We start from the raw sequence: 20,734 nt of genomic DNA, 5'->3' as shown, positions 1-20,734 counted from the left end.
AACCATGGCAAAGCAGGAGAAGGCCTATAAGGCCAATATAGGCAGTCCTTCCCTTATTCTCATTTTCATTGTCATGTGCCTGATAACCTTTGGGATGCTTTCCCTCAGCACTGCCAAAAGTGAGTGGAATCTGGCAAAGCGCAATGCTTTTGCGGTGACAGAGTACTACCGGGCAGATGGAGAGGGCGAGGCTTTTTACCAGATGGTTTTAAAAAAGACGGCAGAAATCCGGGAAAAGAGCCTGGATCCCCAGGAGCGTAAGGAGTTCCTGGTCCGGGAGCTTTCAGATGCCTATGAACCGGATAAGGGAACCATAACGGTAAATATCCCCATGGAACGGTCCCAGGCTCTTTCCATAGAGCTGGTCTTGGATCCGGAGGGGCAGGAAGATATCCGGATATCAAAGTGGAAAGTAATTCAGACGGAGGATTACGAAATTGATCATTCCATGCCGGTGTGGACAGGCGGGAGACTTAAGAATCAGGAGACTGGAAGATGAAGGCAATTGAATTGTTAAGTGCTGCTGTGGCACAGAATGCATCAGATATTTTTCTGGTGCCAGGCATGCCGTTTTCATATAAAATAGGAAGCAGGATCATAAATCAGAATGAAGAAAAGCTATCTCCGGCTCAAATGGAGATACTGATCACAGAGCTATATGAGCTGGCAGGAAACAGGGCCATGGAAAAGGTCCGGGAGCATGGGGATGATGATTTTTCCTTTGCTCTTCCCGGGGTTTCCAGGTTCCGTTCCAGCGTGTTCCGCCAGAGAGGTTCCCTTGCAGCGGTGATCAGGGTGGTAACCTTTGAACTGCCTGATTACAGGACGCTTAATATTCCTGAGTCTGTCATGGATATTGCCAGGATGACAAAGGGATTTGTCCTGGTCACAGGACCGGCCGGAAGCGGCAAGACGACCACCCTGGCCTGCATCATTGACAAGATTAATAATACCCGCAACGCTCATGTAATCACCTTGGAAGACCCTCTTGAATACCTTCACCGCCATAAAAAGAGCGTGGTGACCCAGAGAGAGGTCACCACGGACACGGACAGCTATGTGACCGGCCTCCGGGCGGCTTTGCGCCAGGCTCCGGACGTGATCCTTTTGGGAGAAATGAGGGATTACGAGACCATACGCATTGCCATGACGGCTGCGGAAACCGGTCATTTGGTGATTTCAACCCTGCATACGGTGGGGGCAGCCAATACCATTGACCGCATCATTGATAATTTTCCGTCAAACCAGCAGCAGCAGATCCGGATGCAGCTTTCCATGGTGGTTCAGGCCGTGGTCTCCCAGCAGCTGATCCCTGCTGTGGATGGCAGTGTTTATCCGGCGTTTGAAATTATGTTTTTCAACAATGCCATACGGAATATGATCCGCGAGGCCAAAACCCATCAGATCGATTCTGTGATCGCCACCGGTCAGGGAGAAGGAATGATTTCCATGGATACCAGTCTTTTGAATTTATATAAAGAAGGAAAAATTACCAGGGAAAACGCCGTCATTTACAGCAGCAACAGCGAATTAATGGCAAAAAAAATCGACAGGGCGCTGTAAGAGCGCATAGTTTGGGTACCAGGCTGATACACTATCCATAATAATGAGAGGAGAGTGGCTGGATTATGAGAACAGATAAAAGAAAGATTGCATTAGTGGGAACAGGCATGGTTGGAATGAGCTATGCCTATTCCCTTTTAAACCAGGGCGTTTGTGATGAATTGGTTTTGATTGACATCAACCGGAAAAGAGCAGAAGGCGAGGCAATGGATTTAAACCACGGACTTGCTTTTTCCACAGCCCATATGAAGATTTATGCAGGAGAATATAAGGATTGCTCGGATGCGGATATTGTTGCGATCTGTGCGGGAGTAGCCCAGAAGCCCGGGGAAACAAGGCTTGATCTGCTAAAGCGCAATGCGTCCGTATTCCAGTCCATTGTGGAGCCGGTAACGGAATCAGGCTTTAACGGAATTTTCCTGGTTGCTACCAATCCTGTGGATATTATGACAAGAATCACCTATTCTTTGTCAGGCTTTAATCCCAAGCGGGTGCTTGGAAGCGGCACTGCTCTGGATACGGCAAGGCTCCGGTATCTGTTAGGAGAATCCCTGCGGGTGGATCCAAGAAATGTCCATGCCTATGTCATGGGTGAACACGGGGACAGTGAGTTTGTGCCCTGGAGCCAGGCAATGATCGCCACAAAGCCTATTCTGTCCCTTTGCGAAGAGGAGGGCATGGCATGCAGGGAAGAACTGAAACGGATCGAAGACGAGGTTCGGGGAGCGGCTTACCAGATCATTGAGGCCAAGCAGGCCACCTACTATGGGATCGGCATGGCACTCACCAGAATCACCAGGGCCATCCTTGGAGATGAAAACAGCGTTTTTACAGTATCTGCTATGCTGCGGGGAGAATACGGGCAGTCGGAGGTGTACGCGGGAGTTCCCTGTATTATCAATAAAAACGGAATTCAGAGGATCATTTCCCTGTCATTGACGGAAGAAGAGATGAAACAGTTTCATAATTCATGTGATACCCTAAGGGAAAGCTTTGAAGGTATTTTATAAAAAAACCATGAAAGAGAGCAGGAAACGGGACCGGTTTTCTGTTCTCTTCCGGGTTCATGGACCCTGATTAAAGAATGGTTTTTTTGGTAAAAATCTGAAGTTTTTGCTATTTTATGTATTTAAGTAAAAAAGTAAAAAAAGCGTTGACAAACAGATTTTCCCATGCTATGATATACGAGGTTCAGCGATGAACCAGAAAAGATGCTGATGTGGCACAGGTGGTAGCGCACCTCATTGGTAGTGAGGAGGTCACGGGTCCGAGTCCCGTCATCAGCTCTGAAAACAAACGGGAAGTCTTAATAAAGAGGCTTCCCGTTTTTGTCATATGCTGAGATTGAAAGATAGATATCTTTCGCCCTCCAGCTTGTGAATCAACCGGATATGCAGTCATATCCCTTGATTCAATTGTACACAAAAATGATGAAAAGGAGTCACATTGATATGGCGAAACATAAAAAGAAACACAAAACTCCATGGTCCATATTTTTTCGGCCCATTAAAGTCATTCTTTTCGTATTTCTGGGAATGATGGTTTTGGGGTGTCTGGCCGGCGGCGTTGTATTCTTAAAGTATCAGAAAGAGATTATAGCCTGCAAAGAAAAGGCAGATGCCATCATGAGCAAGACGGTCAAGACAGATTTTTCCCAGCCTACGGATACGAGAATTTATGACTCTGCCGGAACTTTGATCGGAACCATTAATTCCGGTCACTATGAATACGTCCCGATTTCGGGAATCAGCGAGAACCTTCAGAATGCCTATGTTGCCCAGGAGGACAGAAGGTTTTATAAGCATCATGGCATCGACTACAGGGGGCTATTGCGTGCAGGTATCGTATACTTAAAAAACAAAGGGGTAGCCACCCAGGGAGGAAGCACCATCACCCAGCAGGTCATTAAGAATACCTATCTGACCCAGGAGAGGACCATCCAGAGAAAGCTGACCGAATTTTTTGCAGCCCCCCGCATGGAAGATAAATATTCCAAATCCGATATCCTGGAATTTTACTGCAACACCAATTTCTTTGCCAACCGGTGCTATGGTGTATCTGAGGCCAGCCGCTATTATTTTGATAAGGAAGCAAAGGATTTAACTGTCTGGGAAGCAGCTACCCTGGCGGGCATCAGCAATAATCCGTCAAGATATGATCCGGTGGCCCATCCGGAAACCTCAAAGTGGAAGAGGAACCAGATCATCGACAATATGGCTCTCTGTAAGTATATTACGGAAGAGGAAAAAGAGAATGCCAAGGCTCAGCCCCTGACAGTTGCTAAGATTTATGAGCCGGGGACAAAAGAGAACTATCTGACAAGCTATGCCATACACTGCGCTGCCCTGGAACTCATGAAGAACGAAGGCTTTATTTTCCAGTATGTGTTTGGCAATCAGGCTGCTTATGATTCTTATAAAGAACAGTATCAGGAGCTTTATCAGGCAAAGAGCGATATGATCCGAAACGGAGGCTTTGAAATACATACCAGCCTGGAAACACCGATCCAGAACTCCTTGCAGGAAAACATTGACAACCGGCTGAAGGGCTTTAAGGATCTGCAGGAAAATGGAAAATTCGCCTTACAGGGCGCTGCAGTATGTGTTGACAACCAGACAGGATACGTGGTAGCCATTGTGGGGGGGCGCGGTACGGATGATGAGTACAACCGGGGATTCTTAAGCAGGCGTCAGCCAGGGTCTACCATAAAACCGCTGATTGACTATGCTCCTGCCTTTGAAACCGGATATTATTATCCCTCCAGGCTGATGAATGACCATTTGTTTGATAAAGGGCCCAAAAACAGCAGCGGAAAATATTATGGCAATGTTTCTGTAAGGGAGGCATTAAACCGAAGCCTTAATACAGTGGCCTGGCAGGTGTTGGGAGACATCGGCGTTGACAAAGGCATTGCCTATCTGGGCAAGATGCATTTTGCAGGCATCAGCTATATGGATAACGGAAACAGCAGCATGAGCATCGGAGGCTTTACGGAAGGTGCCAGAGTGGTGGATATGGCAAAGGGATATTCGGTTCTGGCAAACAAAGGGATGTACAGCAATAAGACCTGTATCGTCAGCATGGTAAGCCAGTATGACGGTGAGGTATACAATGGAAACCAGGCGGATGAGAGGGTATTTACGGAAGATACTGCTTACATGATCACCGATATATTAAAGGGTACCCTGGATAAACCTTACGGAACCGGCTATGGTCTGGGGCTTTCCGTTCCGGCTGCCGGAAAGACAGGAACCACCAACAGCAATAAGGACACCTGGTTCTGCGGATATACAAAGCATTATACCACGGCTGTCTGGGTAGGATATGACACGCCTAAGGCCATGCCCGGAGTTTATGGAAAAACCTATTCAGGAAAGATCTGGCATGACTTCATGGCCGGAATAAACGAAGGACTTCCGGTTCTGGACTGGGATATGCCTGCAACGGTTTCCTTTTGTAATGTGACTTCCGCAGGGGAAAAGACCGATGGTGAAACAGGAAGAAAGGATTTGTTTTCTTCTGTATTAGAGTCAGCAGCAAGAGCCAATGGAGGGAAATGGAAGGCAGAGGAAGAACGTAAGAAGCAGGAGGCCCAGGCCCAGAAAAACTTAGAGGCTTCCCAGCAAGCCAGGCAGGCGGTGGAGCAGACGGTTTCTTCTCTCCAGTCCCTGATCGGGGAACTATCTGCCCTGGGACACCGGGACAGTTTCACAGAGGAAAAGATAAGTTCCGCTTACAGCCTTTTAGACCAGCTTTCCGGCACCGAATATTATGATGGATTAAAGACGCAGTTAGATGAGGCTGCAAATCACGCATCATCCCTGCCAAAGCAGGACGATTCTTCAGGAAAACCCCAGGAGATCGGCCCGGGGGTCACGAAACCAAAGGAGACGGCTCCGCCTATTTTCCCGGGAGACACAGATTTTGAGGATGAAGATGGTCCTTTCTTTGGTCCGGGAGGCCCTGATTCCGGTGTGGAAGCGGTAGGGCCAGGTATGTATTAACAGAGAAATAAGGGTTAGGGGTTGCTTTTTATGATGGCAGCTGTTATCCTTAATTAAGAATATCATTCAGGAAAGGAAGTGAATCAGAGTGGAAGGTCGAAGTCAGAAGATGGAAGCAGACAATTATCATAGGCGTATGGCAGTGAGAGCAGAATCCTGTACTTCGGGTCTGCTCTGGTCTCGCTGCCGTTAAAAGAGTACGGTTCTCTGCGTTTATGATAGCCATGAATTACAGGCTGGTTCTGTAATTATGGCTATTTTGCGTTGCAGGAAACTGCCTGCAATGCAGTATTTGTTTTGCTTCCATATAGCCGCGACAGAAAAATAAGTTCATGTGGAGGAAGAGTGGAATGCAGGAGAGTTACAATATGGAAGAGCTGATGGAGTTTGCTGACAGCCGTCAGTTCCGAAAGCTTAAGGCTGTGCTGATGGAATTCAATGAAGTGGATATCGCAGCTTTCATTGAGGCATTGGATTCAGAAAAAACAGTGGTGGTGTTCCGGATGCTTCCCAAGGAAATGGCCAGCGATGTGTTCGCATGTCTGGATGTGGAGAAGCAGGAGCATATTATAAACAGCATGACTGATCACGAACTGGGAACAATAGTAGAAGATCTGTTTGTGGATGATGCGGTGGATATGTTGGAAGAACTGCCTGCCAGCGTGGTAAAAAGGGTCCTGCGGAATGCGACCCCTGATACCAGAAAGCTGATCAACCAGTTTTTAAACTATCCGGAAAACAGTGCCGGAAGCATTATGACGGCTGAGTATGTGGGGCTTAAGAAGACCATGACAGTGGCTCAGGCCTTTGACTATATCAGAAAGCATGGAGTGGATAAGGAAACCATTTACACCTGTTACGTGATGGACGCCACAAGAAGGCTGGAGGGTGTGGTCACGGTCAAGGACTTATTAATGAATCCCTACGAGATGGCCATCGGCGACATCATGGATACCCATGTGATAAAGGCGGTCACAACTGAGGACCAGGAAGAAGTGGCGGACAGCTTTCGGAAATACGGCCTTTTAAGCCTTCCGGTTGTGGATCACGAAGAACGCCTGGTGGGGATCGTCACGGTTGATGACGTAGTGGATGTGATGGAACAGGAGGCCACAGAGGATTTCGAAAAAATGGCTGCCATGATCCCCAGTGAAAAGCCGTATCTGAAAACCAGTGTATTCCAGCTGGCAAAAAACAGGATCATGTGGCTTCTTGTACTGATGATCAGCAGCATGGTGACCGGCGGGATTCTGGCCAGATATGAATCGGCCTTTGCAGTGATTCCTTTGCTTGTGACCTTTATCCCCATGCTTACGGATACAGGCGGCAACGCAGGAAGCCAGAGCAGCACCATGATCATCAGAGGAATGGCTGTGGGAGAGATCGGAACAAGAGATGTTTTCCGTGTGCTCTTTAAAGAATTAAAGGTAGCTATCCTTGTGGGACTGATTCTGGGGCTTGTGAATTATGTCCGTCTGATCATCCTTTATCCCGGGCAGGAGATGCTTTGCCTGACGGTGATGCTCAGCCTTTTGGTCACAGTTATTGTGGCAAAAACCATTGGAGGAGTTCTCCCCATTGCTGCCAAGGTGTTCCACATGGATCCGGCAATCATGGCGGCCCCTTTAATTACCACAATCGTGGATGCGGTCAGCCTGATCATATATTTCCAGCTGGCCTGCAGGCTTCTGGAATTATAATTGCTTTGGAAAATTCCGCTAAATCATTGTTTTTTCCAGTGGTTCGTTATATAATGAACTACGTGGCTCTGGCGTGGATTCCTTTAACCGGCCCATTACGAGAAAGAAGATATAGGAGTGTGTTCACAATGAGTAAAATAAGAACAAGATACGCACCAAGTCCTACGGGCCGTATGCACGTAGGGAATTTAAGAACTGCATTGTATGCTTATCTGATTGCAAAGCATGAGGGCGGCGATTTCCTTCTCCGCATTGAAGATACGGATCAGGAGCGTTATGTGGAAGGTGCTGTCGAGATTATTTATAGAACCTTAAAAGAGACAGGGTTAAACCATGACGAAGGCCCGGACAAGGATGGCGGCGTAGGCCCTTATGTACAGAGTGAGCGCCAGGCCTCCGGTATTTACCTGGAATACGCGAAAAAGCTTGTAGAAAAAGGGGAAGCTTATTACTGCTTCTGTACCCAGGAAAGGCTGGATTCCCTTAAAAAGACTGTGGAAGGCCAGGAGATCATGACTTATGACAAGCACTGCCTCCATCTTTCCAAAGAAGAGGTAGAAGCAAATCTGGCAGCAGGTATGACGTATGTTATCCGCCAGAACAATCCTACAGAAGGAACAACCGCTTTCCATGATGAGATATACGGCGATATTTCCGTGGACAACTCAGAACTTGATGATATGGTCCTGATCAAATCCGACGGATTCCCCACTTATAATTTTGCAAACGTGGTAGATGATCATCTCATGGGAATTACCCATGTAGTGAGAGGAAACGAATATCTGTCCTCTTCCCCCAAATATAACCGTCTTTATGCCGCATTTGGCTGGGAAGTTCCGGTATATGTGCACTGTCCTCTGATTACCAATGAGGAGCACAAAAAGCTTAGTAAGAGAAGCGGCCATTCCTCTTATGAAGATCTGATCATGCAGGGCTTCATATCAGAGGCTGTTGTAAATTATGTTGCGCTTTTAGGCTGGTCCCCGGTGGGCAACCAGGAGATTTTCTCCCTAGAGGATTTAATAAAGGAATTTGACTTCCACAATATGAGCAAATCCCCGGCAGTTTTCGACATGGCCAAACTGCGTTGGATGAACAGCGAATATATGAAATCCATGGACTTTGACCGGTTCTACCAATTGGCAGAGCCTTATCTGAAGGATGTTATTAAGAAGGATCTGGACTTAAGAAAGATCGCTGCCATGGTAAAAACAAGAATCGAAGTTTTTCCGGACATTGCAGAACACATTGACTTTTTTGAGACTTTGCCGGAATACGATACTGCCATGTACACCAATAAGAAAATGAAGACAGGCAGCGAAACCTCCCTTGCCCTGTTAAAGGATGTGCTTCCAATCCTGGAAGCTCAGGAGGATTACAGCAATGATGCGCTGTATGAAACGCTTTCAAAGTATGTTTCCGAAAAGGAGTGTAAAACCGGTTTTGTTATGTGGCCCATCCGCACCGCGGTTTCAGGAAAGCAGATGACTCCCGCAGGCGCTACCGAGATTATGGAGGTCCTTGGAAAAGAAGAGACCCTTATGAGAATCAGAAAGGGAATCGAACTTTTAAGCAATGGAGCGTTGTAAATTATAATTGCAGAAGCAGAGGCTCCGGCTGTGACCGGACCTCTGCTTTTTTTGATGGGATCTGCGGCTTAAGGCAGATTTTCAAATGGAGGAGATCATGAAGGAACAGGTCATATATGAAGGAGCCCAGAAGGAGGCGGTCCTTCACCACAAAGGTCCCATGCTGGTCCTTGCCGGGCCAGGTTCCGGGAAGACCTTTACCATCACCCACAGGATATGTCATTTGATTGGGACATATGGTGTGGATCCGTCAAATATCCTGGTCATCACATTTACAAAAGCAGCTGCCAGGGAAATGAAGGAACGTTTTGAAAGCCTTGTGGGCGGCAGGCCGTCTGGGGTCAGCTTTGGAACTTTTCATGCCATATTTTTCCGGATACTTAAGTTTGCCTACCGTTACGATGCCCGCAGCATTGTGAGGGAGGAGCAGAAGATCCAGTACATAAAGGAAGCCATGGATAAGAATCAGGTAGAGGTGGAGGATGAGGCGGAATTCGTAACCTCCGTCTTATCGGAAATCAGCTCTGTAAAAGGAGAGATGATTGACCTGGATCATTATTATTCCAAAAACTGCTCTGAAGAAATATTCAAACAGCTTTATCTCGCGTATGAGGACCGGCTTCGCAGGGCCAATCTCATTGACTTTGATGACATGATGGTGATGTGCTATGAATTATTTGTCCAGAGAAAGGACATCCTGAATGCATGGCAGAAAAAATATCAGTATATTCTGGTGGATGAGTTTCAGGATATTAACCGGGTGCAGTATGAAATTGTCCGGATGCTGGCAGCGCCGGAAAATAATCTGTTTATCGTAGGGGATGATGACCAGTCCATCTATCGTTTCCGGGGAGCAAAGCCGGAAATCATGCTGGGCTTTGAAAAGGATTATAAAGAAGCTAAAAAAGTTCTTTTAAATATTAATTTTAGAAGCACCAAAGAAATTGTGGAGGCTGCCGGAAAGCTGATCGCCCACAATGAGATGCGTTTTCTGAAAAGGATCATCACGAAAAAGGGGCATGGAAAGCCGGTTGTTACAAGAGTCTGGCAGGATCCCCAGGAGGAAACCCAGGAAATCGTCCAGGAAATCATGGCTTATGCAAAGGCCGGGTTTGACTGGCAGGAGATGGCGGTCCTTTACCGGACAAACCTGGGGCCAAGGCTGTTGATCGAAAAGTTTATGGAATATAATATCCCCTTCTCCATGAAGGATTCAGTGCCCAACCTGTACGATCATTGGATTGCAAAAAACATTGTTTCTTATATCCATGCAGCGGCCGGTGATTTATCCAGGGCCAATGTGCTTCAGATCATCAACCGTCCCAACCGCTACATAAGCCGGGACGCGGTGGAAAACAATCCGGTGAACTGGGAATCCATAAAATCCTTTTATCAGGACAGGGGCTGGATGGTGGAGCGGGTCGAGCAGCTGGAATATGATTTAAAGATGATAAGGAATATGGCGCCTGTGGCCGCTGTAAACTATATCAGGAAAGCGGTGGGCTATGACGATTACATCCGGGAATACGCCCAGTACCGGAGAATGAAGCCGGAGGAGCTTTTGGAGGTTTTGGACCAGCTTCAGGAGAGCGCAGCCGGTTATCCCACTGCAGTGGAATGGTTCCGTCATATGAAAGAATATGGAGAAGAATTAAAAGCCCAGGCCCAGTCAGGGGGAGGAAATTTAAATGGAGTCTCTCTTATGACCATGCACAGCTCCAAGGGACTGGAATACAGGATCGTCTATATTCTGGACGCCAATGAAGGCGTGACACCTCACCATAAGGCAGTGCTTCCCGCAGATTTGGAGGAAGAGCGGCGGATGTTTTACGTGGCAATGACAAGGTCAAAAGAGCGGCTTCACGTCAATTATGTGCGGGAGAGATACAGCAAAAAGCAGGAGGTTTCCCGTTTTGTCCGGGAATACCTGGAACGGGAATGATCAGGAATAGGGAGAGGAGAAAGAGAGATGAAGTCCTGTGTACACATATACTGCGGGGATGGAAAGGGAAAGACAACGGCAGCCATAGGACTGTCTGTGCGGGCCTGCGGCAGCGGGAAGCGGGTGCTTATTACCAGGTTTTTAAAAACTGATCATTCCGGTGAAGTAAAGACATTAAGCGGGCTCTCAGGAATCACGGTCACGCCCTGTGAGCAAAGCTTTGGCTTTTTTTCCAGAATGTCCCCTGAGCAGAAAAAAGAGGCGGGCGTTTATTATTCTCAATTGCTGGAAAGGACCTTAAACAAGGCGGTAACGGAGAATTTTGACCTGCTTGTTTTAGATGAGATCATGGCTGTATGCAATTTTGGCCTGGTGGAGGAAAAAAGGGTTTTGGAGTTTCTTTCTGCCCGTCCTGAGGGGCTTGAGGTGGTTTTTACAGGAAGGGAGCCCTCTGAAAAACTTGTAGAAATGGCGGATTATGTGTCGGAAATCAGAAAAGTAAAGCATCCATACGACAGGGGAATTTCAGCAAGAAAGGGAATTGAATATTAAAGATAAAATCCCTTGATTTTTGCCGGATTGTTTGATAGAGTGGAAATAGGCGTAAGAAAGCGCCATACAACTAGATTAAGAAAAAAGAGAGGTATCGGAATGGCACAGGATCCTAATTTAGAGCGGGATGATATGGAACCGCAGGAGGAAATGACAGTTACACTGACCCTGGATGATGGATCAGAGCTGGAGTGCGTAGTACTTACCATTTTCACAGCAGGCGAAAGAGATTATATTGCACTGCTTCCGATGAACGGCCCTGAGGCGGAAGAGGGAGAAGTTTATCTGTACCGTTATTCTGAGAAGGAGGACGGGCAGCCGAATCTTGAAAATATTGAAGATGACGAGGAATATGAGATCGTTGCGGATGCCTTTGACGAATTACTGGATGATGCGGAATATGATGAACTGGTAGGCGAAGACGAAGACGAAGAGTAGACAGAGGAAAAGCCGGGGCAGGTCCTAAAAAGGACTGGTCCCGGTTTTAAGGTTTATATGAACATGTGCTTATAAAGCCTTACAAAACATAGGATACTACTGATAATAGAAGTATATACAGCAAGTATTGCAATCTATAAAACCTGCGTACTATATACTACTATAATTGTATCTATGGGAAGTGAGGAATATCTGTATGGACAACGAGGCGGTACTTAAGAAAATCGAGGAAATCAACAGAAGCAAAGAGTGGTCTATGTACAGGTTATCAAAGGAAAGCGGGATTGCTCAGTCCACATTGTCCAGCTTGTTTGGAAGGAGAGCCAATATCAGCCTGCCAAAACTCGGCAGGATCTGCAATGCGTTTGGTCTTAAAATGTCGGATTTCTTTTCTTTGCTGGAACAAGAGGCAGAAGACGGGCAATCCCGGCAGAATGATTATGAAGTCATTGAGATGGTACAGAAGGCAGCGATGCTGTCTAAGAATAACAGGCGGCTTTTGCGTTCCATGATCATTGTAATGGAAGAACTGGAAAGAGAAAATAGAAGAAAAGGAGAACGGTAACATGGAAAAAATTGTTGATGCCAGAGGCCTGACATGTCCACAGCCGGTTATTAAAGCAAAAGAGGCATTAAAGGATATGGGTGAGGGTACATTAAAGGTCCTTGTGGACAATGAAATTGCAGTTCAGAATGTAATGAAACTGGGGAGTTATGAGGGATTTGCTCCTGTTTCTGAGAAAAAAGCCGAAGGGGAATATGAAATCCTGTTCCACGTAAACAGGAAACCCGGCAATCTGGAAGAAACGGCCAAAGAGGAAGAATGCTTCCCGGATGCCAGAAAAAAAGGCCTTGTAGCAGTGCTTTCATCGGATCAGATGGGAGGAGGCAATGAAGAACTTGGACGCATTCTGATGAAGGGATTTGTTTATGCCCTTACCAAGCAGGAAGAGCTTCCTGAGACGGTTCTTCTTTATAATGGGGGAGCCAGGTTATCTGTGGAAGGCTCTCAGTCCCTGGAGGACTTAAAGAGCTTAGAGGCCCAGGGAGTGGAAATCCTCACCTGCGGAACCTGCCTGAATCATTATGAATTAACAGACAAGCTGCAGGTTGGTTCCGTAACCAATATGTATGAAATTGTGGAAAAAATGGCTGGCGCCCGCCTGGTGATCAGACCTTAAAAATACCCGGTTTTATGGGAAGAGGATGGTTTTTATTGACAAAACAGGGGTTTCGTTCTATAATTCACTCAGCTAATTTTAAACATCACTGGCAGGCTTGATTTGTAGTTACAGGTAAGCCATGTTAAAACATTTGAATAATTTGACGGCAAACGCATATGTCTTTTATAGAAACGTTCTATCCGCCAAATTATGAATGATATGGCTGAGTTGCAATGGTTGTCACCGTTTTATTTGTTTGAGGAGGAGAATTATGGAAAACAATAAAAGTGCAGGAAAAAAAACAGCGAAAGCCCCAGAGGAAATGGCAGTTGAAAAAGCAGCGGCGGCTGATGATGTCAGGAAGGCGCCTGTGAAAAAAAGCAGTGCGCCAAAGAGAACAGCTGCAAAGAAAAAAGATCCGGAGGTATCCTTCTTTCTGGAATATTCAGGAAAACAAATTGCCGCAGGAGAAGTGCTTGAAGCAGTTAAAAAGGATTATTTATCAAAGCATGAAGACGCTGCAGTGAAAACCCTTGAGATATACATAAAACCGGAAGAAGATACTGCTTATTATGCTGTGGACGGAGAAGGCTCCGACCAGTATAAGATTATATTGTAGTATTTATGCTGACACTGCCCCGGTATGTTTTTATATCCGGGGCTTTTGCCCGGCAAAAGGTCAGTGCCCGTAAGAAGTTTTTTTCTTCCGGGTACTTTCCTTTTTTTAGCCCAATGACCTCCACGTGATCTTTGGAACCTGGATTCTGCGGTAAAGCCTTTCAAGCAGTATGGTACAGGACAGGGTGAAAAATATTTCCAGCACCGTGCTCACGATTCCTGTCAGGAAAAAGAGAAAGGCAGACAAAACCGTTATCACCAGTAAGCCATGCAGATAGGGCCGGTAAACCGCCTGATTCATGCAATAAAGCTTCCAGATGATCATATAAAGGCAGATAAGAAGAGAAATTGATGCCAAAAAGGATAAAATAACATGGAGGACCGCATGAATAGGCTGAGAGTCCGGCAGATAAGGCGTGATGACTGCCAGAGCCAGAAGCAATAGGGCAGTGGTGCTGATCACGGTTTCTTTTCTGTTCCGGGGAAGTCCGCCTATGATCCGTTTTAAAACGTAATAAAAATACGTTCCTACAATAATACCCCATAAAAGAAACAGGTTTTTTCTGGAAGACAGATTCCCTAATACGGAAAAATTCATTGTGAACCAGTCGGTTCCCCAGGCAAACAAAATGGTATATATGGGTATAATGAAGTAAGCGGTAATGGTTATTAAAGACATAAGACACCTCCAGTCATTGGTCTCTTCCTATTTTGGCTCTTACTTCGAAAAATAATGACAGATATATGTAATTTTTATAAAATTTAAATTCAGAGGAAAAATAATGATTCAATTACCGGATGAGTTCAGAGAAAAGATGAAAGGGCTTTTAGGAGCAGAGTATGATTCTTTTATAGAAAGCTATGATAAGGAACGGGTTCAGGGCTTAAGGGTAAATCCTTTAAAAATTTCCCTGGAGAAATTTGATGAGATCTGCCCGTTTCAGCTAAAAAAGATTCCATGGGCAGCGGAAGGGTATTACTACCAGGCAGGAGAACGGCCTGGAAAGCATCCATACCATGAGGCAGGCCTTTATTATATCCAGGAGCCAAGCGCCATGGCTGTTGTGGAACTGCTGGACCCCAGGCCGGGAGAGAAGATTCTTGACCTGTGTGCTGCGCCTGGAGGGAAAACAACCCATATTGCAGGACGGATGCAGGGCAAAGGCTTTCTTCTAAGCAATGAGATCCATCCGGCCAGGGCAAAGATCCTCTCCCAAAACGTAGAACGTATGGGGATTGGGAATGCGGTTGTATCCAACGAGGATTCAGGGAGCCTGTCCCTTCGCTTCCCCGGCTTTTTTGACCGGATCGTGGTGGATGCCCCCTGTTCCGGAGAAGGAATGTTCCGTAAGGATGAGACGGCAAGGCTGGAATGGTCACCCGGGCACGTAAGAGCCTGTGCAGCTCGCCAGGAAGAGCTTCTATCCAATGCCGCGGCAATGCTAAAGCCCGGTGGAACCATGGTTTACTCCACCTGTACCTTTTCCCCGGAGGAAAATGAACAGGTCATTGAAGGTTTCCTTTTCTCTCACCCCGATTTTTCCATTGCGGATGCAGGAAAACGTCCTGGACTTTATCCGGGCCGCCGGTCATGGAGTAAATCCAGCATGGCAGACTTAGAAAAGACCTTTCGCATCTGGCCTGACAGATCAGAAGGGGAAGGCCATTACCTGGCGGTATTAAAAAAGAGCGGAGATGGGATTTCTGAAAAAAAGCAGACCACTCCGGAGTACACCAGGGACAAATCCGTATTAAAAGAATTAGAAACGTTTTTAAAGGATTTTCTGGTAAATCCTGCTCCTCTGCTTCTTCGAAAGGAATATATTCTCTTTGGGGACCAGCTGTATCTGATCCCGCCGGAAATGATTGATTTTAAGGGCATCAAAATTCTCCGTCCGGGACTTCACCTGGGAACTGTGAAAAAGAACCGGTTTGAGCCATCCCATGGCTTTGCTCTTTTCCTTAAAAAGGAAGAGGTGAGCCGTTTCATCGACCTGCCGGCTGACGGAGGGGAAGTTATAAAGTATTTAAAGGGAGAAACCCTGACCGGGGAGGCATATCTTTCCGGCGACAATCATAAAGGCTGGGTGCTTGTCAATACCGGCGGATATTCCATTGGATTTGCCAAGCTTGCCGGGGGAATTCTTAAAAATCATTATCCCAAAGGCCTTCGGTGGATGTGATTCCAATGAACTGCATGTCCTCGGGAAGGGGCGCCTCAAAAGAAAGGGGCTCCTTTTTGATTGGGTGGAGGAAATCCAGCCGGAAGGAATGAAGGGCCTGGCGGGTGATGTAACGGTAGTCCGGATGATAAAGAAAATCTCCCGGCAGGGGATGGCCCATGGATTTTAAATGGACCCGGATCTGATGGGTACGGCCGGTTTCCAGAGTCAGGCCTGCAAGGGAATGTCCTGTCACAGGATCATAGTAAAGCCGTTTATAATGAGTGCGTGCCTCTTCTCCATTTATCCGGTCCACACACCGTTCAATGGTAGAGCCGTCTACCCGGGCAATGGGAGCATCAATGGTTCCGCTTAAGGGAAGCTTTCCCTGGACAACCGCAAGATAACGGCGGTGAAGCTCTCTTTTTTTCACCATGTCCGAAAGAATGCAGGCGCTTAAAGGGTTTTTTGCCAGCACTAAAAGTCCGGTGGTATCCCGGTCCAGACGGTTAATGGCCCGGTAGATAAAGGCTTCGTTCTTTTCTTTAAAGTAATATGCCATCCCGTTGGCAAGGGTATGATCAAAGTTACCCTGGGACGGATGGATGGGGACGCCGGCTGCCTTGTTAATGACCAGGATATGTTCATCCTCGTACTGGATTTGAATTGGCATGGGAGTGGGGACAATATTCTTAGAACTTTCATCCTCACAGATGAAGACAGATAAAAACTCTCCCGTCTTCAGGACGTGGGTCGTATAGACAGGCTCTCCTTCCACCGTTATTCCGTTTTTAGTATTCCGGAGCTGCCGGATCAGGCTCTGGGAATATCCCAGGTTTAAGAGATATTGTTTCACGGTCACCCCTTCAAAGGGTTGTTTTATGGTATAAGTCATAGTCATTTTCATAAACCGATTCTATCATGGCGGGTAGTGATTGACAAGGAGAATCTATGGGTTATAATTAGCTGGTAGAAAATGAAAAAAGGGGGGTTAATGATGTTTGACCAAGATATTTATGAGGAATTGGAAATTGAATTTGAAAGAAACAACATAATGGAAGATGTGGACGAGGTTCTGCTAGATTTGGCAGAAGCAATCGCAGACAGGGGAATTATGGATAAAGAACTGATTTTGACGGAATCCTATGGTAAGGTACAGATTCAGGTGACAGGAGTCTGCTCCGAAGAAGAGGGGGAAGCAAACGTTCTCATTAAACAGGTGCGGATCGGTAAAAAAGAATTTGAAATCAATGATTATTTCCTATAAGGTGAAAGCAGGGCGAAAGAAATGGAGGCAGCATACTCATGATAACAATCAAACAGAAATATTCGCCAAAGGAGCTGGGGATCGATCTTTTGAGCGATCTGGCGGGAGCATTTTTATTCAATATTGGAATCTATAATTTTGCGGTAAGCGCGGAATTCGCTCCTGTAGGAGTATCCGGTATCGCATTGATCCTGCGCCATTTATTCGGTCTGCCCATGGGCATTACCAGCATGGTCCTTAACATTCCCATCGTGTTAGTCAGTTACAAGCTTTTGGGAAGGCGTTTTTTGCTCCGTTCCATGAAGAGTATGGTCATCTTTGCCCTTGTGCTGGACTATGTAGTCCCTTATCTGCCGGTTTACCAGGGAAATCCCCTGTATGCTGCTGCCTGCACCGGAATTTTTTCAGGTCTGGGGCTGACCATCGTCTATTTAAGAAACTGTTCCACAGGAGGCACGGACTTTCTGGTCATGGCGATCCGGAAGCTTTTTCCTCACCTGACTATTGGACAAATATCCCTTGTGGTGGATGCCATAGTAATCATTGCCGGAGGTTTCGTGTTCCGTAATCTGGATGCAGTTATCCTTGGCATGCTCTCTACCATTGTGACCACCATGGTAATCGATAAGATCATGATTGGCCTGGGAGCCGGAAAGCTGGTTTTTGTGGTCACCTCTCATGCAGAAGAGGTGGCTCAGAGAATCGAGGAAAACACCGGGCGGGGCAGTACCTTCCTTCACGGACAGGGCTCCTATTCCCTGGATGAAAAGAAGGTGGTCATGTGCGCCTGCAACAACAGCCAGGTGGTGCCAATCCGCCACGCTGTCCACGAAACAGACAAGGAAGCGTTTCTTATTATCACGGATTCCAATGAGGTTTATGGTGAAGGGTTTAAAGCCATTGGAGGGCAGTTTTAGGCTGAGGGTGTATCTGAAAACATGACAGTTTTCAGATACACCCTTATTTTATGCCGGATTTTCCATGGCCGGAAGTGTGATCCACAATGGCATCCTTTTTTAAAAAGCTGGCTCTTTTGACGCTGTCGGTCCCGAATTTGCTGCGGATATGATCCACCGCCTTTTCCATTTCCTTCATCTTGCGGGACTGCTCAGACTCAAAAAGATTAAGCTGGCAAAAGCCTTCCTCTGAAATCTTGGTGGTACGCACGCCGATTAAGCGCAGGGGAGTGCGGTCCCAAAGCTCCTTAAGCAGCTTGCAGGCATTTTCATAAATTACTGTGGTGGAATCCGTAGGATTGTTTAAGGTCATCTGATGGGACTTGGTTTGAAAATTCCAGTCCTTGGTCTCCACACAGACGCAGTCGCTCATAACATGATCTGCACGAAGGCGGGCGCCCACGGTTTCGCTTAAAGACAGGAGGACCTGGCAGGCCATGTCAAAGTCGTCTATATCATGGGAAAGGGTGGTGCTGTTACCGTAGCCCTTGTTTAAAGGCTCCCGTTCTGCCACGGGAGAGGTATCAATGCCCAAGGCATAATCATGTATCAGCAGGGCATACTTTCCCCCCAGAAGGGGCTTTAAGTGGTTTACATTGCAGGCTGCAAGCTCCCCTATGGTGTGTATGCCGATGCCTTCCAGCTTTTTCTGGGCGGAATGGCCCACAAAAAACAGTTCCCGAATGGGGAGAGGCCACATTTTGGAAGGTATCTCATGGGAAAACAGAGTGTGGCAGAGATCAGGCTTTTTAAAATCCGAGGCCATCTTGGCTAAGAGCTTGTTGGGAGCGATACCGATATTCACCGTAAACCCCAGATTCTGCCGGATCCTTTCCCGTATCTGGTTTGCCACCTCAATCGGAGAGCCAAAAAGGTGGATGGTGGAGGTCATGTCGAGAAAGGCCTCGTCAATGCTGAATTTTTCAATGTCAGGGGTGTAATCGGACAAAAGCTCCATCAATTCCCGGGATTTTTCAAGGTACACGTCAAACCGGGCCGGAACAACGGTCAGGGCAGGGCACTTGCGCAGGGCCTGGCTGATGGGTTCCCCGGTTGTGATCCCAAATGCTTTTGCGGGCGTGGATTTAGCCAGAACAATTCCATGTCTTAAAGAGGCGTCACCGCCTACTGCTGATGGAATGGTCCGTAAATCCAGGGCTTCTGGGTCAGCTTCCAGCCGGCTGACAGATTCCCAGCTTAAATATGCGGAATTTACGTCTATGTGAAAAACTAAGGGTTCTGGTACCATATCCGTCTCTCCTTTGATATAATTTACTTAATAAAGGCAGGTCTTTTGGCAGTTTGACTTTTACCCTTAGGGGCACTTAGAGATTCAAACTTCCTTCTCTCTTATTATACCGAAAATATGTTCGGGAAGTAAAGGGAATAATTAAAAAAACTGCGGAATAGGATAAAATAAATCCACGTCGGAGGCTCTTTCATGAGGCATGCCAGAGGAATACTGCTGGCAGCAGTGATTGTCTTTCTCATAGGGACAGGTACTGCTGCGGTTAAGCTTTCAGAAAAAGAGGCCGTTAATGAGAACACAACAGTAACAGAGGAGAAAGGAGAAAAAAACGCGCCGGTTCAGACAAAAGATGAGCTAAATCTTTATGCCCAGTCAGCCGTTTTGATGGATGCCTCTACCGGCCGCATTTTATACGCAAAAAATGAGAATCTGGCCCGTCCCATGGCCAGCACCACAAAAATCATGACCTGCATCCTTGCCTTGGAGTATGGAAATCTGTCTGACACAGTAACTGCCAGCCAGAATGCGGCTTCCCAGCCTAAGGTCCATCTAGGGGTCTATAAGGGAGAGAAGTTCCTGCTTAAGGATCTGCTTTACAGCCTGATGCTGGAATCCCATAATGATGCCGCCATGATGATCGCAGAGCACGTTGGAGGGAGCCAGGAGGGGTTTGCCAGGCTCATGAATGAAAAAGCCAGGGATTTAGGCTGCGAAGATACATATTTTATCACACCCAATGGACTGGATGCCAAAGAAGAAAAGGATGGACAGGTGAAGATACATTCCACAACGGCAGCGGATTTAGCCAGGATCATGAATTACTGCATCGGCCAGTCGTCAAAGAAGGATGAGTTCCTGAAGATTACGGCAACGAGAAGCTATTCCTTTGCTGATCTGGAAGGGAAACGTTCCTTTTCCTGCAATAACCACAATACCCTTCTGGCTATGATGGACGGGGCGTTTTCAGGAAAAACAGGTTTCACCGGAGGAGCCGGATATTCCTATGTGGGAGCGGTACAGGATGGCGGAAGGACCTATACCATCGCCCTTTTAGGGTGCGGCTGGCCTCCCCATAAGGCCTATAAATGGTCGGATGCAAGAAAGCTGTTCCAATACGGGATGGAACGCTTTCATTTCAGGAACGTGTATAAGGACATCAGTTTTCCTGATATTCCGGTAAAGGAGGGGATTCCTTCCTCAGGCCACCTGGATGAACCGGTCATGATATCCTGCGGCATAGGCGGGGAGGAAGAGAAGACCTTAACCCTTCTTCTGTCAGACGAGGAGGAAGTCACGGTACAGACAGATATTCCAAAGGAATTAAATGCTCCGGTGCGTAAGGGGCAGACGGTGGGAACTGTCATTTACCGCTTAAACGGAGAGGTTATTAAGGAATATCCGGTTTGTCTGAACGAAGGTGCAGACCGTCTGACAACAATCTGGTGCTTAAAAAATATCTTTAGCAAATATCTCTCCATGCCGGGACTTGTGGGAATCATTCCTGTCTGATCAAAGAAAACTGACGGAACTG

General features: G+C 46.8%; 19 protein-coding genes and 1 tRNA gene. 17 read left to right on the top strand and 3 right to left on the bottom strand.

What is annotated here, in order from left to right:
- Positions 1-4 precede the first annotated feature (4 nt).
- From ABFV83_RS10635 to ABFV83_RS10575, 13 genes are all read left to right on the top strand, one after another.
- Entirely contained in the window at positions 5-499 is a 495-nt protein-coding gene (locus ABFV83_RS10635; RefSeq protein WP_349948825.1) for a short-chain dehydrogenase, read from the top strand.
- Entirely contained in the window at positions 496-1,563 is a 1,068-nt protein-coding gene (locus ABFV83_RS10630) for a PilT/PilU family type 4a pilus ATPase (protein WP_349948824.1), read from the top strand. Before ABFV83_RS10635 ends, ABFV83_RS10630 begins: the two co-directional genes overlap by 4 nt.
- A gap of 65 nt (positions 1,564-1,628) precedes the next feature.
- The gene (locus ABFV83_RS10625) at positions 1,629-2,573 is read left to right on the top strand and encodes an L-lactate dehydrogenase (protein WP_349948823.1); all 945 of its coding nucleotides are present in this window, start codon (positions 1,629-1,631) and stop codon (positions 2,571-2,573) included.
- Positions 2,574-2,776: 203 nt separating this feature from the next.
- Positions 2,777-2,849, top strand: a tRNA-Thr gene (locus ABFV83_RS10620).
- Between the two features lie 165 nt (positions 2,850-3,014).
- A complete protein-coding gene (locus ABFV83_RS10615; RefSeq protein WP_349948822.1) occupies positions 3,015-5,567 on the top strand; it encodes a transglycosylase domain-containing protein in 2,553 nt (850 codons plus the stop codon).
- A 350-nt stretch (positions 5,568-5,917) separates the two neighbouring features.
- On the top strand, positions 5,918-7,267 hold the full coding sequence (gene mgtE, locus ABFV83_RS10610) for a magnesium transporter (protein ID WP_349948821.1): 1,350 nt from the start codon (positions 5,918-5,920) through the stop codon (positions 7,265-7,267).
- Positions 7,268-7,395: 128 nt separating this feature from the next.
- Complete coding sequence (gltX, locus tag ABFV83_RS10605; protein ID WP_349948820.1) at positions 7,396-8,856, top strand: glutamate--tRNA ligase; 1,461 nt, start codon at positions 7,396-7,398, stop codon at positions 8,854-8,856.
- 97 nt (positions 8,857-8,953) lie between these two features.
- Positions 8,954-10,798, top strand: coding sequence for an ATP-dependent helicase (locus ABFV83_RS10600; protein ID WP_349948819.1), 1,845 nt, complete (start codon positions 8,954-8,956; stop codon positions 10,796-10,798).
- A 27-nt stretch (positions 10,799-10,825) separates the two neighbouring features.
- Positions 10,826-11,350, top strand: coding sequence for a cob(I)yrinic acid a,c-diamide adenosyltransferase (locus tag ABFV83_RS10595; RefSeq protein WP_349948818.1), 525 nt, complete (start codon positions 10,826-10,828; stop codon positions 11,348-11,350).
- Between the two features lie 99 nt (positions 11,351-11,449).
- Positions 11,450-11,788, top strand: a complete 339-nt coding sequence (locus ABFV83_RS10590) for a DUF1292 domain-containing protein (RefSeq protein WP_349948817.1) — start codon at positions 11,450-11,452, stop codon at positions 11,786-11,788.
- A 196-nt stretch (positions 11,789-11,984) separates the two neighbouring features.
- Positions 11,985-12,353: a helix-turn-helix transcriptional regulator gene (locus tag ABFV83_RS10585; RefSeq protein WP_349948816.1), complete on the top strand. Its 369-nt coding sequence runs from the start codon at positions 11,985-11,987 to the stop codon at positions 12,351-12,353.
- Position 12,354: 1 nt separating this feature from the next.
- Positions 12,355-12,969: a sulfurtransferase-like selenium metabolism protein YedF gene (gene yedF, locus ABFV83_RS10580; protein ID WP_349948815.1), complete on the top strand. Its 615-nt coding sequence runs from the start codon at positions 12,355-12,357 to the stop codon at positions 12,967-12,969.
- Between the two features lie 253 nt (positions 12,970-13,222).
- Complete coding sequence (locus ABFV83_RS10575) at positions 13,223-13,570, top strand: DUF6465 family protein (RefSeq protein ID WP_349948814.1); 348 nt, start codon at positions 13,223-13,225, stop codon at positions 13,568-13,570.
- 105 nt (positions 13,571-13,675) lie between these two features.
- On the opposite strand, the gene ABFV83_RS10570 is transcribed toward ABFV83_RS10575, so the two are convergent.
- Positions 13,676-14,248 (bottom strand): hypothetical protein, encoded by a 573-nt coding sequence (locus tag ABFV83_RS10570; protein WP_349948813.1) that lies wholly within the window; start codon positions 14,246-14,248, stop codon positions 13,676-13,678.
- A gap of 103 nt (positions 14,249-14,351) precedes the next feature.
- Here ABFV83_RS10570 and ABFV83_RS10565 point away from each other — a divergent pair, with 103 nt between their 5' ends.
- Positions 14,352-15,752 carry an RsmF rRNA methyltransferase first C-terminal domain-containing protein gene (locus ABFV83_RS10565; RefSeq protein ID WP_349948812.1) on the top strand — a complete coding sequence of 467 codons (1,401 nt, stop codon included), beginning with the start codon at positions 14,352-14,354 and terminating at the stop codon, positions 15,750-15,752.
- Here ABFV83_RS10565 and ABFV83_RS10560 read toward each other — a convergent pair.
- The gene (locus tag ABFV83_RS10560) at positions 15,715-16,638 is read right to left on the bottom strand and encodes an RluA family pseudouridine synthase (RefSeq protein WP_349948811.1); all 924 of its coding nucleotides are present in this window, start codon (positions 16,636-16,638) and stop codon (positions 15,715-15,717) included. The genes ABFV83_RS10565 and ABFV83_RS10560 overlap by 38 nt on opposite strands.
- An 87-nt stretch (positions 16,639-16,725) precedes the next feature.
- Between ABFV83_RS10560 and ABFV83_RS10555 the strand changes: the two genes are divergently transcribed.
- Positions 16,726-16,998 (top strand): U-box domain-containing protein 56, encoded by a 273-nt coding sequence (locus ABFV83_RS10555; protein WP_349948810.1) that lies wholly within the window; start codon positions 16,726-16,728, stop codon positions 16,996-16,998.
- A 38-nt stretch (positions 16,999-17,036) separates the two neighbouring features.
- Entirely contained in the window at positions 17,037-17,915 is an 879-nt protein-coding gene (locus tag ABFV83_RS10550) for a YitT family protein (protein ID WP_349948809.1), read from the top strand.
- A 43-nt stretch (positions 17,916-17,958) separates the two neighbouring features.
- Here ABFV83_RS10550 and ABFV83_RS10545 read toward each other — a convergent pair whose 3' ends face one another.
- Positions 17,959-19,203: a DNA polymerase IV gene (locus tag ABFV83_RS10545; RefSeq protein WP_349948808.1), complete on the bottom strand. Its 1,245-nt coding sequence runs from the start codon at positions 19,201-19,203 to the stop codon at positions 17,959-17,961.
- A gap of 192 nt (positions 19,204-19,395) precedes the next feature.
- Between ABFV83_RS10545 and ABFV83_RS10540 the strand changes: the two genes are divergently transcribed.
- The gene (locus ABFV83_RS10540; RefSeq protein ID WP_349948807.1) at positions 19,396-20,712 is read left to right on the top strand and encodes a D-alanyl-D-alanine carboxypeptidase family protein; all 1,317 of its coding nucleotides are present in this window, start codon (positions 19,396-19,398) and stop codon (positions 20,710-20,712) included.
- The last annotated feature ends 22 nt before the right edge of the window (positions 20,713-20,734 follow it).

The organism is Lacrimispora sp. BS-2 (assembly GCF_040207125.1).
In the GTDB taxonomy this organism is placed as follows: Bacteria; Bacillota; Clostridia; order Lachnospirales; family Lachnospiraceae; genus Lacrimispora.
The sequence above is the reverse complement of the archived record's forward strand: the minus strand, read 5'-3'. Positions and strand labels throughout refer to the sequence as shown.